This is a genomic window from Microbacterium sp. F01 (assembly GCF_056156365.1).
This window is the reverse complement of sequence record NZ_CM149592.1, coordinates 1,317,518-1,333,218: the sequence shown is the minus strand read 5'-3', so window position 1 is coordinate 1,333,218 and position 15,701 is coordinate 1,317,518. Positions and strand designations below refer to the sequence as shown.

Here is a 15,701-nt window from a genome sequence, read left to right as displayed (position 1 = left end):
GCACGCCTCCGTAGCTCAGGGGATAGAGCGTTGGTTTCCGGTACCAAAGGTCGCAGGTTCGATTCCTGTCGGGGGCACCAGTCGGGACAAGGGATCGAGAGTCATCAGGACTCTCGATCCCTTTCTCATGACAACACTTTGACAACATCTGTGGCGCGCTTGGCGCGATCCAGGGCGGTCGCAACGGCATCCAGATCGTCGTCGAAGAGGTCCGTGTATACGTCGAGTGTCATTGCAGCGGACGCGTGTCCGAGCATCCGCTGCACCGCTTTGACGTGTGCACCGCTGCTGACGGCAAGCGACGCAGCGGTATGACGGAGATCGTGCGGCGTGATGCGGGGGAACGTCGGGTCCTCGGCCTGCGCTGCGCGTACGGCTTGCGTGAACCAACCATTCCGCGAGGCCGGCAGCTTGACGTGCCGATGCCCGTCGCCGAACAGCAGCTCCTCGGACGCTTTGCCGGCGGCTACTGCGTCAAGTGGCGCCGCCAGAAACTCGGGATATGGGACGGACCGCGACCGGTGCGTCTTCGGCGTGCCCACGTGCACCTCGAACGAGACGAGCACAGCGTTCTCTTCGACCTTCACCCGGCGCCGAGCCGGATCGAGATGGCGGACGCGCAGCGCGGTCGCCTCACCCCATCGCAGACCCGTGTACGCGAGGAAGAGCACCAGGGTCGAGTGTCGGGCCTTGTCGGCGAGCAGTTGCACCTGCTGATGAGCCAGATAGTGCCGAGCGGCGGCTCGCGACTTCGATGGCAGCTTCACATCGCGCGCGACGTTCCGGCCTATTCGCCGGTCGCTCACGGCCGCGTCGAGGATGCCGGCGAGGATTCCATGCGCTCGACGAACTGTCGTGGAGCCCCCGGCGATGCTGGACACCCAGGCCTGCACTTCCGAGTGCCGGATGCTGGCGAGCGTCCTACTCCCCCATTGCGGCTCGACGTGCTTCTTCCACGCCGACTGCAACGGTCTCACCGACGATGGCTTCAGCACGCCTTCCCTCTGCTGCAGCCACTCACGACCGAGGTCGCGGATCGTGACGCGAGCGTGCGTCGGGTTGACGTATTCACCGCGAGACTTGGAGAGTTCCAGCTCCGCGAGCCGCAACTCGGCGTCCCGCTTGGTCTTGAACCCTCGCTCCGAGGTCTGTGAGTGGTCCGGACGACGATATGCGATGCGGTAGCGCTTGGCGCCGGCCGCGGTCTCGTACGGGTGGACACTGCCCATGGCGGTGTCACACCTCCGCCTGCCGGCCGACCGCGTAGTTCATACCCTCGAGCCGACCGGCCTTGCGGGCCTTCATGATCCAGTCCGATGCCGTGCGGTGTGGAACGTCGAGTTCCCGCTGCACAGCCTTGACGGGCGGAAGTCCGGCAAGCGCGGAGGCGCCGTAGATGATCTCGATCACGTCCATCCGCGCTTCCGTCGCACCACGCTTCACGACCGCTGCGGCAATCGGCCGCGAAATGAGACGCCCCTCTACCGAGCTGAGATCCGCGACGGTCGTCCATTGACCTTCGCCGAAGATGTCGATGGCGATGCAACGCGGGATCGCAGCCTGAAGGATCGGAGACGGCGCAGAGCGACGAAGCGCCTCATCATCGAAGTCGTTCCGCACCGCGCGATTGACGATCGTGGTGACGACGTAGCGTCCCCGGTCGCGCACGTAATGCGCTTCAAGGCCCGTCTCGATACCGGTCTCCTCGTCGACCGCCACCGCGGCGAACGCTGGCGCGATCCGCAAGCTTGAGCCGACAGGCTCTGTTGCGGCATCCACGGTCATCGGTTCGCCCTCGGGAGTCGTCACTTGAACCTTCACCTGCCCAGTTTGCCTGTCCACTCCGGTATTTCACAGAACCTCTTGACGAGCAGTCTCGCTTAGCGGTGTACTTGTGTCAATCTTGTTATCTAATACGCAAATGAGGTGAATCATGACGACTCTTGCCAGCGACGGCTCAGCCAAGCTCAGCCACGAGCTGCTGAGCCCAGACCAGGTTGCGGCGCTTCTGCCGGGCGTGACGAAGGGCACGCTCGCGATGTGGCGCTACGAGCACAAAGGCCCGAAGTACTACAAGCTCGGCCGCAAGGTCGTCTACGCACTCGACGAGCTAGAGGAATGGCTTGCCGCCTCCGCCGCGACCGTCGACAGGGATTGAGCAGGCCGCGTTGACGCGGTACGCAGGTGCGCGCCGCCGCACGGCGTAGCGGTCGCAGCCGATGATCTTTGCACCGACAACTTGGTGACTTACTTTATCCAGGTATACCGCCCGCGTATACTGGGATAAACAAAGTAGGTGATGGAATGCTGACCGACGTCGAACTGCTCCGCAGAATGGAACGCGCTCCGCTGCGTACGGCGCGCTATGCGGACCTCGAGGAACTCGGCAGCAACATCTGGCGCGCCCTCGACCGGCTCGCCGAGCAGGGAGCGGTCGCCCGGATCGCCAAGGGCGTATACACGGTGCCGCCGGCCGGTGAGGACGGTCGCACCTGGAAGCCGACAATCGAGGCGGCTGGCCTGGCGGTCGCAACCGCTCGGTTCGGAGAGCGCAACGCTATCCTCATGGGCATCGGCGCTGCGCGCCACTGGACGGCGATCCCACGCGCGATCGCGGTCACGACGGTTGCGGTGCCCGAACTCCGACAGCCGGTGAGGCTCGACGGCGGAGGCACCGTGCACATGATCCCTCGCGACCTCGACCGCGTGGAGGCGCAGCTCGAGGACACCGAGCTCGGCGAGGGCCTGGTCACCACGCCGCGTCAGACGATGTACGACCTACTCATGAGGCCGAACCAGGGCAAGCTGCCGGATGCGGCTCGTGATGCCGCGCGGAATTTCCGCGGGCAGGTAAGCGGCGATGATCTAGCAGAGATCTGCGAGTGGCACGGCCGGGCTAACGACGCCGTGCGAGACATGGTCCGCGACCTCAGGAATGGACGCTTCGTTGCCTGACCGGACGATCCCCGGCGTTCTCGACCCGCAGGAGCGCCGCGCGGTCGAGGAGCAGTTCGGCGTCGGCGCGCGGCAGGTCGTCCGCGACCACGTCATCTCGCATGGGCTGGCCGCGATCGCAACGGCCGCGCAGGGCGACGTCGTCTTCTTCGGAGGGACGGCGCTCTCTCGAACGCTGCTGCCGGGGCTGCGGCTGTCTGAGGACATCGACCTGATCGCGCTCGGCAACCGGCGTGAAGTTGGCGCTCGGATCCAGGCGGAGATCCAGCGCCGGTTCCGGCGCACCCTGGGCGCTGTGGCGTTCATCCCGCCCCTCGGTGAAGCGCCGCACTCGCAGCCGTCGATCCTTGAGGTCAAGGGCACGCGCATCCGCGTGCAGCTGCTGACCTCGGAGGGGTACCCGCCGTGGCCGCGGCAGCTCGTCGACCTCGAACAGCGGTACAGCGACGCCCCGCCCGCGAGACTCCAGGTGCTCACTCCGCCGGCGTTCGTCGCGTCCAAGCTCACCGCCTGGGAAGGCCGGCACGAACCACGCGACCTGTACGACTTATGGGCTCTGGCCGAGAGGGGCTGGATCAACGAGGCTGCCGCGGCGCTCTATTGCCGCTACGGCCAACACACGACCCTCTCGAGAATCTCCTTCACCGAAGTGCCAAGCGAGCGTGACTGGGAGGCGTCGCTCGCACATCAGTGCGTCATCACGACGACGCCAGAGCACGCAGCGATCGTCGTGATGGAAGCGATCACAGCGCTCTCGTCATGACGACGACGGTCAGTCGAGGTCGAAGATCATGGCGGCCTTCGTCACGCGTCTCCTCGTCGACGACGGCCTGCGCGCACCAGGCCGCGTGCGCAGACGCTGTCGCCAATGAGCGGCGGCGCGCAAGGCGGTCCTCGTACGGGCAATGCCCGTTTGCGGATCCTCTTGCGGGCATGGGCGCGGTGAGGGACGCCAGGAGTACATCTTGCCTGTGGTGGAGTCATGCTCATTGGTCCGGCTCTGTCGCGTCTGGGCGCCTGCGACGAACGCTTGCGGCACCGCCTACGTGCCGTGCCCGCTCTTCGAGGTTCGTTCGGCGGCCCCGATCTGTGCGGGCACAGCGACACGCATGAGGGAGCGGTTTACGGCGAAAGACGAGTGCGGCGGGTGCAGTCGACACCCTTGAGCATTGCCGGATCGGTTCCTAGAATCCCGCAACGAAAGGAGTGATCCGACATGGAGGGCCCAGATCTGCTCGCAGCACGACTGCTCCGCGCGATGGTCGCCGACGATGTCGACACCGTCAGTCACCTCGTGGTCGAGATAGAGGACAGCGGCTATGCCGGCCTCGTTGCCACAGGACTCGCGCAGTCCTACATCACCGAAGTGCTGAAGACGGCCAGACGCGAGCCGCTCCTGCGTGCGCTGGAAGCACGGATCCTCGAGCTCGCCGCCGTCGCCGACGAATCGACCGACAATTCGGCTTGATCGCTACGCGCACACAAGCACGCTGGAACACCCGATGCCCGAAGGGTCCTCCCGATAGGGCGGGCACGGCCCTCCATCTCCGCCGTGCACCCGGCATCTGGCACTCAGCTCTTGAGAGTGCGATCCGTGATTCTATCATTGACGTGACGACATTCCGGCGGGAGTGCTCGTGGCCGCACGTCGGGGATCTTCGGCGATCCTCCCTGCGGAGCAGCTGCACGGCGACGTGTGTGCTGCCGACGTGACGGGGCTTCCGCTGGTTGATCCAGGAACGGAGGCGAACAATGTCAACCGACCCGACCACTCGATTCCGGATGCGCAGGGTCACCTCTATCAAGTGGCTGATCGAGGATCTCTCGCTACCAGAGATGCACGAGGCGCGTGTCGTGGCGCACGTCTATGAGGTCGATGATCTCGAGTACGACGTCGTGTGGCTGCGCGACCTCGGGCTCGCGGAGCACTGGATGGCACCGTCGGAAGTCCTCAACGCCGTCATCGACAAGGTCAGTCGCCCACCACGGCCAGCCGCACGGCGCCCTGTGCCCATCCCGCATCTGCCGCCCATTCGAGAGCGCGTCTCCGCCTGAGGCGTCAGGCTGCCCGTCGACGGAGAAGAGCGCGGCGACCACCCCGGGAGCAGGGCGGTCCCAGCGGAGTGCGGCTCTCGGGAAAGCGAGCGACCCGAGCTGCTCGACGCTGTCGTCGTGATGGGCGTGTCGCTCAGCGGCGGCCGCCCCAGGACGCAGAAATCTGGCACTCCACCTTCGTGAGTGCTAATCTACGATTAGTTGAGTCGAGTTGGCTCAACTCTTGATTCTGAGAGGAGAAACTCATGGCAACCTACGACCCGTTCCGCGACCTCGACCGCCTGGCGGCAACACTGATGGACACGCGCCGCGGCCCGCGCCGCATGCCGATGGACCTCTACCGTTCCGGCGACCACTACGTCCTCAGCGCCGACCTGCCCGGGGTGGATCCGGGTTCCGTCGACATCGATGTGGACGGCCAACTGCTGACGATCCGCGCCGAACGGACGCTGTCCAGCGGCGAAGGAGTCAAGTGGATCACCCGCGAGCGTGAAGCCGCCAGCTTCCTTCGTCAGCTCAACCTGGGGCAGGGAGTAGACACCGAGCGCATCACCGCGAGCTACGACAACGGCGTACTGAGCGTCACCATCCCGGTCAGCGAGAAAGCCAGGCCCCGCAAAATCGACGTGGCATCCGAAGGCGGCCGTCCTGTCATCCGGGCACAGGAGCACACCGCCGACGAACCACAACCGCTAGAGCAGTAACGCGACGACCGCGTCACCCCGCCCTCGCGCGGGGTGACGCGGTCGCCGTCCGAGTAGACGCCACCTCGCACCGTCTATCGCGGCCGTAACTGCAACCACAGGATCCTCATGGGGCTGCTCGCGTAGACATCAGACCACGCCAGATCGACTCCACCAGACCCGATCCTCCAGCACGCTCGGCAAGGGTCGGTGACGGGGGATTGTGTGCCCGTCTGCGGGGTGGAATGCTTGCCGCGGCCACAGGCCTCTGTCGCCGGAACCCTTTGAACACCGTGATGCGAGGGTGCGCCATGGACACCGTCCTCCAACGTCTCACACAAGCGCAGAACGACCACGACGCTGAGCGCTTCGCGTCCTTCTTCGCCCTCGACTATCGAAGTGAGCAGCCTGCCCATCCGGGGCGGGAGTTCGTCGGACGCGCACAAGTGTTCTCGAACTGGACCGGCGTGTTCGCTGGCATCCCCGATTTCCACGCCGAGCTGCTCTCCTTCTGTCGGCTCGACGACATGGAGTGGGGGGAACTGGCTTGGAGCGGCCACCATACTGATGGCCAGCCGTATGCAGCGTGCGGTGTGATCGTCGCGATCATCCGTGACGGACTGATTGCGTCGGCGCGACTGTACGTCGAATCGATCGACCCCGATGAGGTCGGCATCGATGCCGTGGTCGAGCGTGTCTTCCGTCCGCCCCACCCCTGATCCGGTCGCGCGGTGCGAAGCGTTGGACCTCACGTTCCAGCCCGCGCGGATCTCTTGCGCACGAACGGATCCCAATCGACCGCCCGAATGGTACTGATTCGATCACCGCACGGACAGGGATCACGCCCGCACGGAGGACCGACGCTTCACCGCCGTGGCGATGTTCGCCACGAACCATCCACCCAGAGACGCTCCGGCCGCCGCTCCGGCGATCTGAAGCACGGGCCGAGCACGTACGGCCAGGTGGCGTTGCGCGTGGCGAGAATAAGCACGAAGACGGCGCAGTGCCGATCGCAAACCCCACCGCGCCCCCACTCCCAGGAGATGACCTCGGCGACGCCGCCTGAAAGACAGCGAACTCGATCAACCGACGTGTGCGGATTACTCGGCAGGATACGTAGTCGCTCACGACGCCACTTTGGAGTCTCCCCTCGCCGGCACCGTGATTGATGCCACCACTTCTAGACGAGGATGCCGTTCGTCTGCGTCCTCGACCACACCGGTGTGCCACGTCATGGTGAACCCGTCAGGTCCGTCCTGCAGAACCGCGATGTTGTTGTCGAACCACGGACCCTTCACGGTCTTCCAGCGAAAGGATGGGTCAGGGACTTTCGCAGAATGCGCGGCGGCGGCGCCCAGCGGGGTCGCTGCGCCGTACGACATCACCACGGAGAACCAACGCAGAAAGCGGGGAAGGGGGTTCCGCATCGGTGAGCAGACGGCCTGCACGATGCGGCTGCCGTTCTGCCGCGCGACCTCGGCCAAGTACGAGAAGTGCACGTCACCGGACAGGAACGTCACCGTCAGCGGCGACGGCCCGCGGGCGCCGTCCGCCAACTCCGTCGCAATGCCGGCGACCGCCTGGAAGCTGTTCTGGAACGCCGCCCAGTGTTCCAGGTCGAAGGCCTGCCGCAGCCGTTCCCCGACCCACGCGGCCGGTCGACCCCAAGCGCCTTGCGCGATCGCCTCATCCCATGCCTCGACATGGTGCAGGCCCAGCGGCAGAAGGAACGGGAGCGAGGTGGCGATCAGAACGTGGCGGAATCCGCCCTGCATCTGGCGGTCGAACCACGTGAGCTCCTCGCCGTTGAGCAGTCCCCGAGCCGAAGGAGTGAGATCTCTCGCGACGCGGGAATCCAGGACGATCAGACGGGTGCCATCGAAGTCTCGGGAATAGCTCCAGCGGTAGCTGTTCGGGTCCTTGTCGCAGCGGTCCGCGAACGCGTCGAGTGCGCCACCGAGGTCGGGAGGAGCGACGTCGTGGCGCCCAGTGACCTGCTGCCACATCTCGTCAGTGGCACGTTCCCGAGGAGACAAGTTGCCGAGGTGCTGGTATATCCAGTACGACGCCAAGCCGGCGACGATGCGCTCGTGCCACCAGGTGGTGGCTTCCATCTTCCGCTTCCAATCGAGCGAGGCGTTCCAGTCATCGCGGATGTCGTGGTCATCGAAGATCATCGCGCTCGGCACGCAGGAGAGCAGCCACCGATTCGCATCGTCCGACCATGCCAGCTGGTACAGGTGGGCGTATTCTTCGAAGTCTTTGAGCTCCTTGCCCGGTTCCTCATGGATGTCGCGGCGGCTGCGGATGAACGCCTGCATCTGCTTCGTGGTGGAGTCGGCGTACACCTGGTCGCCGAGGAAGAGCAGCAGGTCCGGTCGGTCCACGCGGCCGTCGGCGACCGCGAGCGCAAAGGCGCGCAGCGAGTCGACGCCATGAGTTCGGTTGCCTGACCGGTCGTGCGGGACGCTGGTACGGCACGATCCGTAGGCGATCCGCGGCCGTTGCCCGGGCGTACGCGTGGCGATCACGGACGCCGGAAACTCCGAGCCCGGCTCCGGCCAGACCGAGACCCCGTCGATCTCCACCCGGTACGGAGAGACGCTGCCGGGCTCGAGCCGGTCAACTTCAACGAGCGCGTAATGGTGGCCGTGCACCGCGAAGCTGCGAGCCTGCCACGATCGTCCCTCAGCACGGACGGTCACCACGCACTGGGCTCGCGTCTCCACCCAGATGCTGGCCGACGTCTCATCGACGTAGCGCAGCATCGGCCCCAACACCAGCGGGGATCCCATGAACCCGTTCTACCCGGATTACACCACAGCGGCCACAGATGCCCACCGCGCCCGCGCGAGAAGGGCCGCCCAAGAACCGAGGTGCCCGTCGGACCAACACCCGCGATTCCGCCGCGAACCGGCGTTCGCAGGATCGCATACCTCCCGACTGCACCGGGGTCCGCGAGCAGGCGATTCTGCCAAGCATGTCGTGAGTAGGCTGCCCGTGTGACTGCCCCTGCAACGGCGAAGTCCGATCACAGCTCGACGAGCACGCGGGCGGCCTTCTGGCTCCTCGCGTCACTTGGCGTCATCGCATCGGCCGTCGCGTGGGCATGGTACGGATTCGCTCAATTCGAGGCGCAGACAGAACAGCCCAAGGCGCTATCCGCCGACACGACGATGGCAGGTTTCGCGGAGGTCATCGGAGGCGTGCCGCTCATCCTTGCCCACCTCATCGGACTCATTCTGCTGCTGGTGGTGGGATGGTGGGCCTATGGCAAGCGCGGCATCGCCTTGGCGATCGTCGCGGTGATCGTTGCCTCCGGGATCGGGATCATCGTCGCGCAGATCCTCTGGGGCGGCGAGCTGTTCCAACTGGGAATCAACAACAACACCTACATCCCGTGACAGGCGATCGCGGCGCGGCCCTCGCCGGCATCGCGTCGCTTGGCTCACGGCTCGAATGCCGGTCGCCGCCCAGGCGGATGCCGCTGGCCAACCGTGTGCGACCGGTGCCCGCTTCTGCCTGCTGGCCGGCAGGCGGTTGCTGTTCGGATAGCCACGCCGATGAAATGCGCGATGGCGGCGCCGCGCCCCAGCCGGACGAGCTCCGACCGACCAACAGACGACCAGAACTCAGAGACGACCAAGAGCCAAGAGCCAAGAGCCAAGAGCCAAGAGCCAAGAGCCAAGAGCCAAGAGCGAAGACCAACGACAGAGGCAAGACGAGAGAGAGAAGCCGCAATGCACGCAGGCACCAATGTGTAAATCGATAGCGATTAGGCAAGAAGAGGCGTACCGTTGGCGCCATGCGAGGAGGACTCGAGCGGTGGAAGCGGGGAGTGGAGTCCCGCGGGATCCGACATGCCGTCGGCTACGCACTGGAGGGCGTCTGCGACGCACACCTCGTCCGCTCCCCCGGCGTTGATGCGCTCGAGGAGTACGGCGGCATCGCTGACAGTTCGGTGACGCGCTTCCTTGTCGAGCATGGAGCGATCCGATCCGACGAACTCTCGGCTGGCGCGTTGCGGGTATGGCTAAGCGGACATGACCCGGTCACCGGCGAAGAGCGCGGCAAGACGTTGTTGCGCTCTGACTCGGACCTGCTGCTGGACGGGACGCTGAACCACCCGAAGTCGTACAGCATCGCCGCGATGCTGCATCCGGAGTTGGCAGCCGAGTTCGAGGCGTTGCAGGACCGTATCCGAGACCGGGTCATCACACTATGGCAGCGCGAGTTGAACGCTCGGCGTGGTCATGGCGGCAGCATCCGTGAGTCGATCGCTCAACTCGAGGTGGTCGAACTGCAGCACCGCCGCTCGCGCGCGCTCGACCCGCACATCCACCGACACCTCTGGCTGAACATCAAAGTCCGGGGCGAGGACGGAAGATGGTCGAACGTCGACTCACGCGTCGCGATGAAATTCCACACGGTCGTCAACGCGGAAGGCGAGCTGGCGGCGCGCACCGACCCACAGTGGATCGCCGCGCTCGCCCGGCACGGATACACGATCGGCGAGGACGGCGAGATTGCCGAACTCTCCCGCGCCGTCGCCCCGTTCTCCCGCCGGTCGGCGCAGATCGAAGCCAACCGCGTTCAGCTGATCGCAGAGTGGACGCGCGCACACGGTGGCGCACGCCCGAGCGTCGAGGTGCTGCAGCAGATCGATCGCCGAGCGTGGGCGATGTCACGCCCGAACAAGCCTGCGCTCCTGGATGAACTGACGTGGGAGGCGGCGGTCCGCGACGAGCTGGCCGCGATCGACCCCACCCTCACCGAGGAACGCGAGCACTGCCAGCCGCCGCAAGTACGCGCCGAGGACCTCGATCTCGACCTGTTGGCACACGCTGCGGTTGTGGAGGCCGATGACCGGTCGCGCGCGTCGAGCGGTCGATTCAGTCAATTCGATCTGCGCGCCGGCGCGATCCGCGCACTCGCCGGCACCGGAGTCGTGGCGGAGCGTGAGGCACTCGAGGACATCGTCGAGACCATCGCCGCGCGAGCACGCTCGCTCTACGTCAGGCTCTCGTCCGAGCCCGACATACCGGGCCACATCAAGGCGTTCATGGCGACCGACACCATGCGGCTGAAGATACGCGTCGGCCGCCGCTTCGACGCCATCGCCGTGCCCGGCCGGTCACTCCTCCCCGATGAGCTGCGGCGCGGGGCGGCATCCGTTGACGACCTGAAGAAGCTGGACGCGGCGCAGTCAGCGGCGGCGTGCGCGATCGCCGGGACGCATGGACTGGTCGCGGTGACCGGACCAGCCGGTGCCGGCAAGACCACGATGCTGCGCGCGGCCCACGCTGCGCTCATTCGGCAGCGGCGCCGCATGCTCGTGGTCGCTCCGACCCGCAAGGCGGCCTCCGTGGCTGGGCGGGAGACCGGCGCGGCATCGTCGAGTCTCCACGCGCTGCTGCACGACCACGGGTACAGGTGGTCGCGGGATCAGACCGGCGCTCAGGTCTGGCAACGACTCGCGCCGGGCGACATCGACCCCACGACCGGGCAGACCTACCGTGGGCCGCAACGGTTCCCTCTCGACGCACGCGACCGCATCGTCGTCGACGAAGCCGGGATGGTGGACCTGCAGACCGCAGACGCTCTCACCGAAGTCGCGCTGGAAACCGGCGCCGGAATGGCCATGGTCGGCGACACGCATCAGGCCCTCCCCGTCGGGCACGCCGGAGCCATGGCATCAGCGATCCGCCATGCCTCGGCAGCAATCGAGATGCATACGGTGCACCGCTTTCACGACGCCGAGTACGCGGCACTGACGCTGCAGCTGCGCGACCCGCGCGACCACGATCACGCGCTCCGGATCGCCGCCGATCTCTCGGCCCGCGGTCATGTGCGACGCGTGGACAACATTGAGGAAGCGCGAGCCGCCATGGTCAGCGCCTACTTCGACGAAACCGCTCACGGCCGACGAGTGGCCCTGGTGTGTGGATCCAACATCGAGGCCGATGCAATCAACGCGCAGATCCAGGAGCGACGCGTCGCGGCCGGCGAGATGAGCTCCACAGTCCTCGCTTGGGGGCGAGACGAACAACGGCTTCTCGCCGGCGATGCGGTGCAGACGCGACGCAACGATCCGCGGACCGGCGTCGAGAACCGTGCGCAATGGATCATCACGCGCATCGACCCCGACACCATCGACCTGGTCTCCCCCACCGACAGCGGCGAACGCCGCCGCATCACCCGCGACTACGCCCTCGACCACGTCATGCTCGCCTACGCATCCACGGTGCACGGAATCCAAGGCGAGACCACCGATGCCGCAGTCGTCGGTCCCGACGTCGACGCGGCCGGTCTGTATGTCGGGCTGACGCGCGGACGCCACCACAACGAGGCGATCGCCCTGGGGAGAACGGATGCCGCCGCGCGCGAGCACCTCGCAGGCACGATGCTCCGCGGAGCCACGGAGGTCACCGTCAACGATTCTCTTCGCGCTGTCGAGGCGGAGCTGCAACGAACTGCGCGAGACCAGGCAGCTCGACCGCAGGGGTACGTTTCCGGCCACCCGAGCTTGTCAGGAACTTCACTCTGAAACCACGCCGGCGGACGCCGTGCCAGCGGCGACGAGCCCGATGCCGTGGTCGCCCGGGAAGGAGGTTGCCGTCAGTGGTTACGGAGGGATTGGATGAGGTCCTTCTTGCGCTTCCTGGAGTAGCCGGACAGCCCGAGCTCCTTGGCGCGCTTGCGCAGTTCGGGAACTGTCCAGTCGTCGTAGCTGCCGGCTTCGCCACCTTTGCGGCCGACGCGGGAGCGGCCGGACTGGGTGCCGGCGGCGGCGTTGGAGATCCGGGCAGCTTTCTCCTTCGATGCTCCGTCTCGGCGCAACTCCTCGTAGAGTTCCGGGTCTTTGAGACGGGAGTCTTGGCCACGGGGCATGATCAGCGCCCCTCGGGGTCCTCAGCAGCGAGCCGGTCAGCCTCGGCGCTGTCGATCAGATCGTCGTTGGCGTCGGGATCGAGCACTCGCTCGCCGCCCAGTTCACGAGTGGCATCGGCCTCCGTGACGGAGTCGTCGTCGCTGTCGTCGTCGCCGTCCACGGGCAGGATCGGGTTCTGGTTGGACATTTCGCATCCCTTCTGTGAGGTTGTCGGTCGGATGCCGACGGGTTTCGGTCACGACGGTAAGGCGCACCGCCTGCACGGCCGATGGGGTTGACGACACCATGGACGGGCGGTAACGCGAAGACAGGACCTGCGGAGTGCGCCTGCGGCGTTTGTCAAGGGGGGACCGCAGTGACGGGAGTGGGCGCATCGTTGGTTCGGAGGTTCAGATGATCACGGCAGATCAACGGAGTCTGGTGTTCGAAACGCTCGGGGATGCCGCCTGGCGGCTGTGCGACACCGCGGTCGACGAGGGTGATGCGGCGCGCCTGGTGGCCTATGTCGAACGACTCGACACCGGCGGCTACGAGGCGATCTGGTTGGGGCTCGGCGTTCGCCCCAGCGTTCATGCATCCCAGGAGGAGGTGCTGCGCGCCGCGCAGCAGCTTCGACACGTGGAGGCATCGTCCACCCGTTCGAAGCCGATCCCGATTCCCCACCTCAGCCCGGCCCGCGTCAGGCACCACGGATGGGGATGATCGGCATCACGGACAGGCGGCAGAGAAGCGGCGCAGCGCGGGGGCGGCCGTGATCGTGGTCCGCTCGCATAGGCCGCGGTTCATTGAATCGTGACGTGGGTCGCGAGTTGGATGAGGACAGTGACGCTTTCGTCGACAGGGTGGGCGAGCACGGCTTCAGACGACCCGGTAAGGCGGAGTAGCGTTGCGCCGTCGCTCTGGACTGTCGCCCATCCGAGACAGCTCCAGGCCGGTGCCTATTCTCGGCGTCGGGTCCGCGGACACCGCTGGTCACGAGGGTAATGCCGGCGTCAAGCAAATCCACGGGCACCGCGGGCGGGTTTGAGGCGGGCGTGCGAGCGTTTGCGCTTGCCTGCCGCCTCAGCTCTGTGCGAGTTCGTCCAGCGCGTCGGAGATGTCGCGGATTACGCGTGCCGCGGTCTTCTGGTCGGATGCCGAGAGCCCGTCGATCACGTGGACGATCGTCGAGTGGTGTGCGGCGAACGAATCGTCGACCAGGGCGATCGCCTGCGCGGTCGGTTTCAGGTAGTGCGCCCGCCGGTCGGTCGGGTGTTGCACACGAACCAGATAGGACCGTCGGACGAGGCGTTCGATCACGTTCGTCACCGTGGCGCTGGAGGAATCCAGCATCACGATGAGGTCCTTCGGGCTGAGGTCGCGATCATCACGGTCACCCTGCACCAGATATCGCAACGCCGTCATGTCGACATTGGAGAGCCCGGAGGCCCGAAGCGCCCGCTCCGCCTGAATGCGTTCGGCGGTGCGCAGCCGCAGGATGGCATCACTCAGCTGCTGCCCGGCGGGTGTTGCCGGTTGATCGGCGTACAGATGCTCGCCTTCGTGACGCACGACCGTCTTGGGCATTCGCACTCCCCTGAATCTGGCGTCCCGAACGCGGCATTGGTGCCGCTCGCGACGCGTGGCAGATGCGGGACGAAACTAGCAGTCCGCCATGTGAAGCACAAGATATGTCACACTCGCCGAGATACACACGGTTCGGGATTGACAGCATCTGTGATAGTGGAGTATCTGTTCTGTAGGCATCTTCGGAAAGGACTACTCGTGGGAACCCTCCACTACGGCAACGGCCTCGACACGCTGACCATCCCCGACGATGTTCTCGCCCACGTGAAGATCGTCATCACCACCAAGTTGCGACGAGGAGAAAGCTTCACGTTCACTTGGCAGCATCCGCAGGGCTCCGGCCCAGCACGAACCACGCTGTGGATCCAACCCGCCATCCCCCTTCTCTTCACCTTCGAGTCCGCCGAGCCCGTCCCACTCGACCGCGAGTACCTGAACACGCTCGCGGTGGCAGCCAACAGCAACGCGGGACTGATCGTGAACAGCCCCGACTGCGATCAACTGGGCCGGCCACCCGAGCTGCGCCCAGCGGCGGCCTGATCGCGCGAGATAAGGCACCGTCGATCGTCAGTGTTCGACGCACCGGACCTTCGCGCGGCGCACGCCGGACTGCTACAGCCCCTTGCCTCCGGTCACCGGCAGGACCGCGCCGGAGACGAATGAAGCGTCGTCCGACGCGAGATAGACATAGGCGCCCGCCAGCTCCGCAGGCTGTCCGGCACGCCCGAGCGGGGTGTCCTGCCCGAAGGTCGCGAGCCGTTCGGCATCCCAGCCGGTGGCGGGGATCAGCGGGGTCCAGATCGGGCCGGGTGCGACGGCGTTGACGCGAACGCCGCTCGGACCCAGGTCCTCCGCGAGTGCCTGGACGAACGCGACCTGCGCGGCCTTCGTCATCGCGTAGTCGATGAGTCCCGGTGAGGGATTGAACGCCTGGATGGAGGAGGTGACGATGATCGATGCGCCAGGGTTCAGGTGCGGGATCGCCGCGCGGGCGGTGAACATCATCGCGTAGAGATTGGTGCGGAACACTCGATCCATCTCGCCGGTCTCCAGGTTCTGGAGACCGTCGCGGTCCTTCTGGTAGGCGGCGTTCAGGACGAGGATGTCAAGACCACCGAACGCGCTGACGGTGGCGTCCACGAGCGCACTGGCGAAACCCTCGTCCCGGATGTCGCCGGGCAGGGACACCCCGCGGCGGCCGGCAGCGGTCACGAGTTCCACGGTGGCATCGGCATCCGTCTGCTCTTCAGACAGGTGAGCGATCGCGACGTCCGCACCTTCCCGTGCGAACGCGATCGCGACGGCACGCCCGATTCCCGAATCACCCCCGGTGATCAGCGCCCGACGATCAGTCAGCCGGCCGCTGCCGCGATACGAATCCTCGCCGTGATCGGGGGTCGGAACAGTGTGGCCGATGAGACCAGGCTGCTCCTGCTCCTGCTCGGGGAAGCCGTCCTCGTGGTGCAGCGTGCGCGGGTCGGTCGGCGGCTCGATCATCGTGCTCTCCTGTCAGGAAACGTTCGGCTCGACCGTACGGGGGCATCGCATCC

The 15,701-nt window shown here is 66.2% G+C and carries 18 protein-coding genes and 1 tRNA gene; 12 read left to right on the top strand and 7 right to left on the bottom strand.

Features of this window, described 5'->3' with window-relative positions; translation table 11 throughout:
* The first annotated feature begins 4 nt into the window (after positions 1-4).
* Positions 5-80, top strand: a tRNA-Arg gene (locus tag ACVN90_RS05880).
* A gap of 45 nt (positions 81-125) precedes the next feature.
* On the opposite strand, the gene ACVN90_RS05875 is transcribed toward ACVN90_RS05880, so the two are convergent.
* Both ACVN90_RS05875 and ACVN90_RS05870 read right to left on the bottom strand, forming a co-directional pair.
* Positions 126-1,229, bottom strand: coding sequence for a tyrosine-type recombinase/integrase (locus ACVN90_RS05875; RefSeq protein ID WP_475101217.1), 1,104 nt, complete (start codon positions 1,227-1,229; stop codon positions 126-128).
* Positions 1,230-1,236: 7 nt separating this feature from the next.
* The gene (locus ACVN90_RS05870; protein ID WP_475101216.1) at positions 1,237-1,821 is read right to left on the bottom strand and encodes a hypothetical protein; all 585 of its coding nucleotides are present in this window, start codon (positions 1,819-1,821) and stop codon (positions 1,237-1,239) included.
* Between the two features lie 112 nt (positions 1,822-1,933).
* On the opposite strand from ACVN90_RS05870, the gene ACVN90_RS05865 reads away from it, so the two are divergent.
* The 7 genes from ACVN90_RS05865 to ACVN90_RS05835 all read left to right on the top strand — a co-directional run bounded on the left by ACVN90_RS05865 (position 1,934) and on the right by ACVN90_RS05835 (position 6,412).
* Positions 1,934-2,158, top strand: coding sequence for a helix-turn-helix transcriptional regulator (locus ACVN90_RS05865; RefSeq protein WP_475101215.1), 225 nt, complete (start codon positions 1,934-1,936; stop codon positions 2,156-2,158).
* A 146-nt stretch (positions 2,159-2,304) separates the two neighbouring features.
* The gene (locus ACVN90_RS05860) at positions 2,305-2,955 is read left to right on the top strand and encodes a type IV toxin-antitoxin system AbiEi family antitoxin domain-containing protein (protein WP_475101214.1); all 651 of its coding nucleotides are present in this window, start codon (positions 2,305-2,307) and stop codon (positions 2,953-2,955) included.
* Positions 2,948-3,718 (top strand): nucleotidyl transferase AbiEii/AbiGii toxin family protein, encoded by a 771-nt coding sequence (locus tag ACVN90_RS05855; protein WP_375872902.1) that lies wholly within the window; start codon positions 2,948-2,950, stop codon positions 3,716-3,718. The genes ACVN90_RS05860 and ACVN90_RS05855 overlap by 8 nt, the downstream gene beginning before the upstream one ends.
* Before the next feature lie 453 nt (positions 3,719-4,171).
* Positions 4,172-4,423 carry a hypothetical protein gene (locus ACVN90_RS05850; RefSeq protein WP_375871167.1) on the top strand — a complete coding sequence of 84 codons (252 nt, stop codon included), beginning with the start codon at positions 4,172-4,174 and terminating at the stop codon, positions 4,421-4,423.
* A gap of 386 nt (positions 4,424-4,809) precedes the next feature.
* Positions 4,810-5,010, top strand: coding sequence for a hypothetical protein (locus ACVN90_RS05845; protein ID WP_475101212.1), 201 nt, complete (start codon positions 4,810-4,812; stop codon positions 5,008-5,010).
* A gap of 245 nt (positions 5,011-5,255) precedes the next feature.
* Complete coding sequence (locus ACVN90_RS05840) at positions 5,256-5,714, top strand: Hsp20/alpha crystallin family protein (protein WP_375871169.1); 459 nt, start codon at positions 5,256-5,258, stop codon at positions 5,712-5,714.
* A 290-nt stretch (positions 5,715-6,004) separates the two neighbouring features.
* Positions 6,005-6,412, top strand: coding sequence for a nuclear transport factor 2 family protein (locus ACVN90_RS05835; protein ID WP_375870094.1), 408 nt, complete (start codon positions 6,005-6,007; stop codon positions 6,410-6,412).
* 405 nt (positions 6,413-6,817) lie between these two features.
* Here the strand turns inward: ACVN90_RS05835 and ACVN90_RS05830 are convergent, their stop codons facing one another.
* Entirely contained in the window at positions 6,818-8,488 is a 1,671-nt protein-coding gene (locus ACVN90_RS05830) for an alkaline phosphatase D family protein (protein WP_375871170.1), read from the bottom strand.
* Positions 8,489-8,695: 207 nt separating this feature from the next.
* Between ACVN90_RS05830 and ACVN90_RS05825 the strand changes: the two genes are divergently transcribed.
* Positions 8,696-9,097 (top strand): hypothetical protein, encoded by a 402-nt coding sequence (locus ACVN90_RS05825; RefSeq protein WP_375871171.1) that lies wholly within the window; start codon positions 8,696-8,698, stop codon positions 9,095-9,097.
* A gap of 401 nt (positions 9,098-9,498) precedes the next feature.
* Positions 9,499-12,240, top strand: coding sequence for an AAA family ATPase (locus ACVN90_RS05820; RefSeq protein ID WP_475101211.1), 2,742 nt, complete (start codon positions 9,499-9,501; stop codon positions 12,238-12,240).
* 71 nt (positions 12,241-12,311) lie between these two features.
* Here ACVN90_RS05820 and ACVN90_RS05815 read toward each other — a convergent pair whose 3' ends face one another.
* Together ACVN90_RS05815 and ACVN90_RS05810 are read right to left on the bottom strand one after the other, a co-directional pair.
* Positions 12,312-12,584: a DUF7218 family protein gene (locus tag ACVN90_RS05815; RefSeq protein WP_475101210.1), complete on the bottom strand. Its 273-nt coding sequence runs from the start codon at positions 12,582-12,584 to the stop codon at positions 12,312-12,314.
* A gap of 2 nt (positions 12,585-12,586) precedes the next feature.
* A complete protein-coding gene (locus ACVN90_RS05810; RefSeq protein WP_475101209.1) occupies positions 12,587-12,772 on the bottom strand; it encodes a hypothetical protein in 186 nt (61 codons plus the stop codon).
* A gap of 206 nt (positions 12,773-12,978) precedes the next feature.
* Here ACVN90_RS05810 and ACVN90_RS05805 point away from each other — a divergent pair, with 206 nt between their 5' ends.
* Positions 12,979-13,287: a hypothetical protein gene (locus ACVN90_RS05805; protein WP_475101208.1), complete on the top strand. Its 309-nt coding sequence runs from the start codon at positions 12,979-12,981 to the stop codon at positions 13,285-13,287.
* A gap of 360 nt (positions 13,288-13,647) precedes the next feature.
* Here the strand turns inward: ACVN90_RS05805 and ACVN90_RS05800 are convergent, their stop codons facing one another.
* Entirely contained in the window at positions 13,648-14,151 is a 504-nt protein-coding gene (locus ACVN90_RS05800; RefSeq protein WP_475101207.1) for a MarR family winged helix-turn-helix transcriptional regulator, read from the bottom strand.
* A gap of 198 nt (positions 14,152-14,349) precedes the next feature.
* Between ACVN90_RS05800 and ACVN90_RS05795 the strand changes: the two genes are divergently transcribed.
* Complete coding sequence (locus ACVN90_RS05795) at positions 14,350-14,691, top strand: DUF7882 family protein (protein WP_375871177.1); 342 nt, start codon at positions 14,350-14,352, stop codon at positions 14,689-14,691.
* Between the two features lie 72 nt (positions 14,692-14,763).
* Here the strand turns inward: ACVN90_RS05795 and ACVN90_RS05790 are convergent, their stop codons facing one another.
* Positions 14,764-15,648, bottom strand: a complete 885-nt coding sequence (locus ACVN90_RS05790; protein ID WP_475101206.1) for an SDR family oxidoreductase — start codon at positions 15,646-15,648, stop codon at positions 14,764-14,766.
* Positions 15,649-15,701 lie beyond the last annotated feature (53 nt).

Excerpts from the sequence above, each read along its gene's own strand:
- ACVN90_RS05840 (WP_375871169.1), top strand. The coding sequence starts at position 5,256 with ATGGCAACCTACGACCCGTTCCGCGACCTCGACCGCCTGGCGGCAACA.
- ACVN90_RS05800 (WP_475101207.1), bottom strand. The coding sequence starts at position 14,151 with ATGCCCAAGACGGTCGTGCGTCACGAAGGCGAGCATCTGTACGCCGAT.
- ACVN90_RS05860 (WP_475101214.1), top strand. The coding sequence starts at position 2,305 with ATGCTGACCGACGTCGAACTGCTCCGCAGAATGGAACGCGCTCCGCTG.
- ACVN90_RS05875 (WP_475101217.1), bottom strand. The coding sequence starts at position 1,229 with ATGGGCAGTGTCCACCCGTACGAGACCGCGGCCGGCGCCAAGCGCTAC.
- ACVN90_RS05790 (WP_475101206.1), bottom strand. The coding sequence starts at position 15,648 with ATGATCGAGCCGCCGACCGACCCGCGCACGCTGCACCACGAGGACGGC.
- ACVN90_RS05805 (WP_475101208.1), top strand. The coding sequence starts at position 12,979 with ATGATCACGGCAGATCAACGGAGTCTGGTGTTCGAAACGCTCGGGGAT.
- ACVN90_RS05835 (WP_375870094.1), top strand. The coding sequence starts at position 6,005 with ATGGACACCGTCCTCCAACGTCTCACACAAGCGCAGAACGACCACGAC.
- ACVN90_RS05850 (WP_375871167.1), top strand. The coding sequence starts at position 4,172 with ATGGAGGGCCCAGATCTGCTCGCAGCACGACTGCTCCGCGCGATGGTC.
- ACVN90_RS05815 (WP_475101210.1), bottom strand. The coding sequence starts at position 12,584 with ATGCCCCGTGGCCAAGACTCCCGTCTCAAAGACCCGGAACTCTACGAG.
- ACVN90_RS05865 (WP_475101215.1), top strand. The coding sequence starts at position 1,934 with ATGACGACTCTTGCCAGCGACGGCTCAGCCAAGCTCAGCCACGAGCTG.
- ACVN90_RS05810 (WP_475101209.1), bottom strand. The coding sequence starts at position 12,772 with ATGTCCAACCAGAACCCGATCCTGCCCGTGGACGGCGACGACGACAGC.
- ACVN90_RS05830 (WP_375871170.1), bottom strand. The coding sequence starts at position 8,488 with ATGGGATCCCCGCTGGTGTTGGGGCCGATGCTGCGCTACGTCGATGAG.
- ACVN90_RS05820 (WP_475101211.1), top strand. The coding sequence starts at position 9,499 with ATGCGAGGAGGACTCGAGCGGTGGAAGCGGGGAGTGGAGTCCCGCGGG.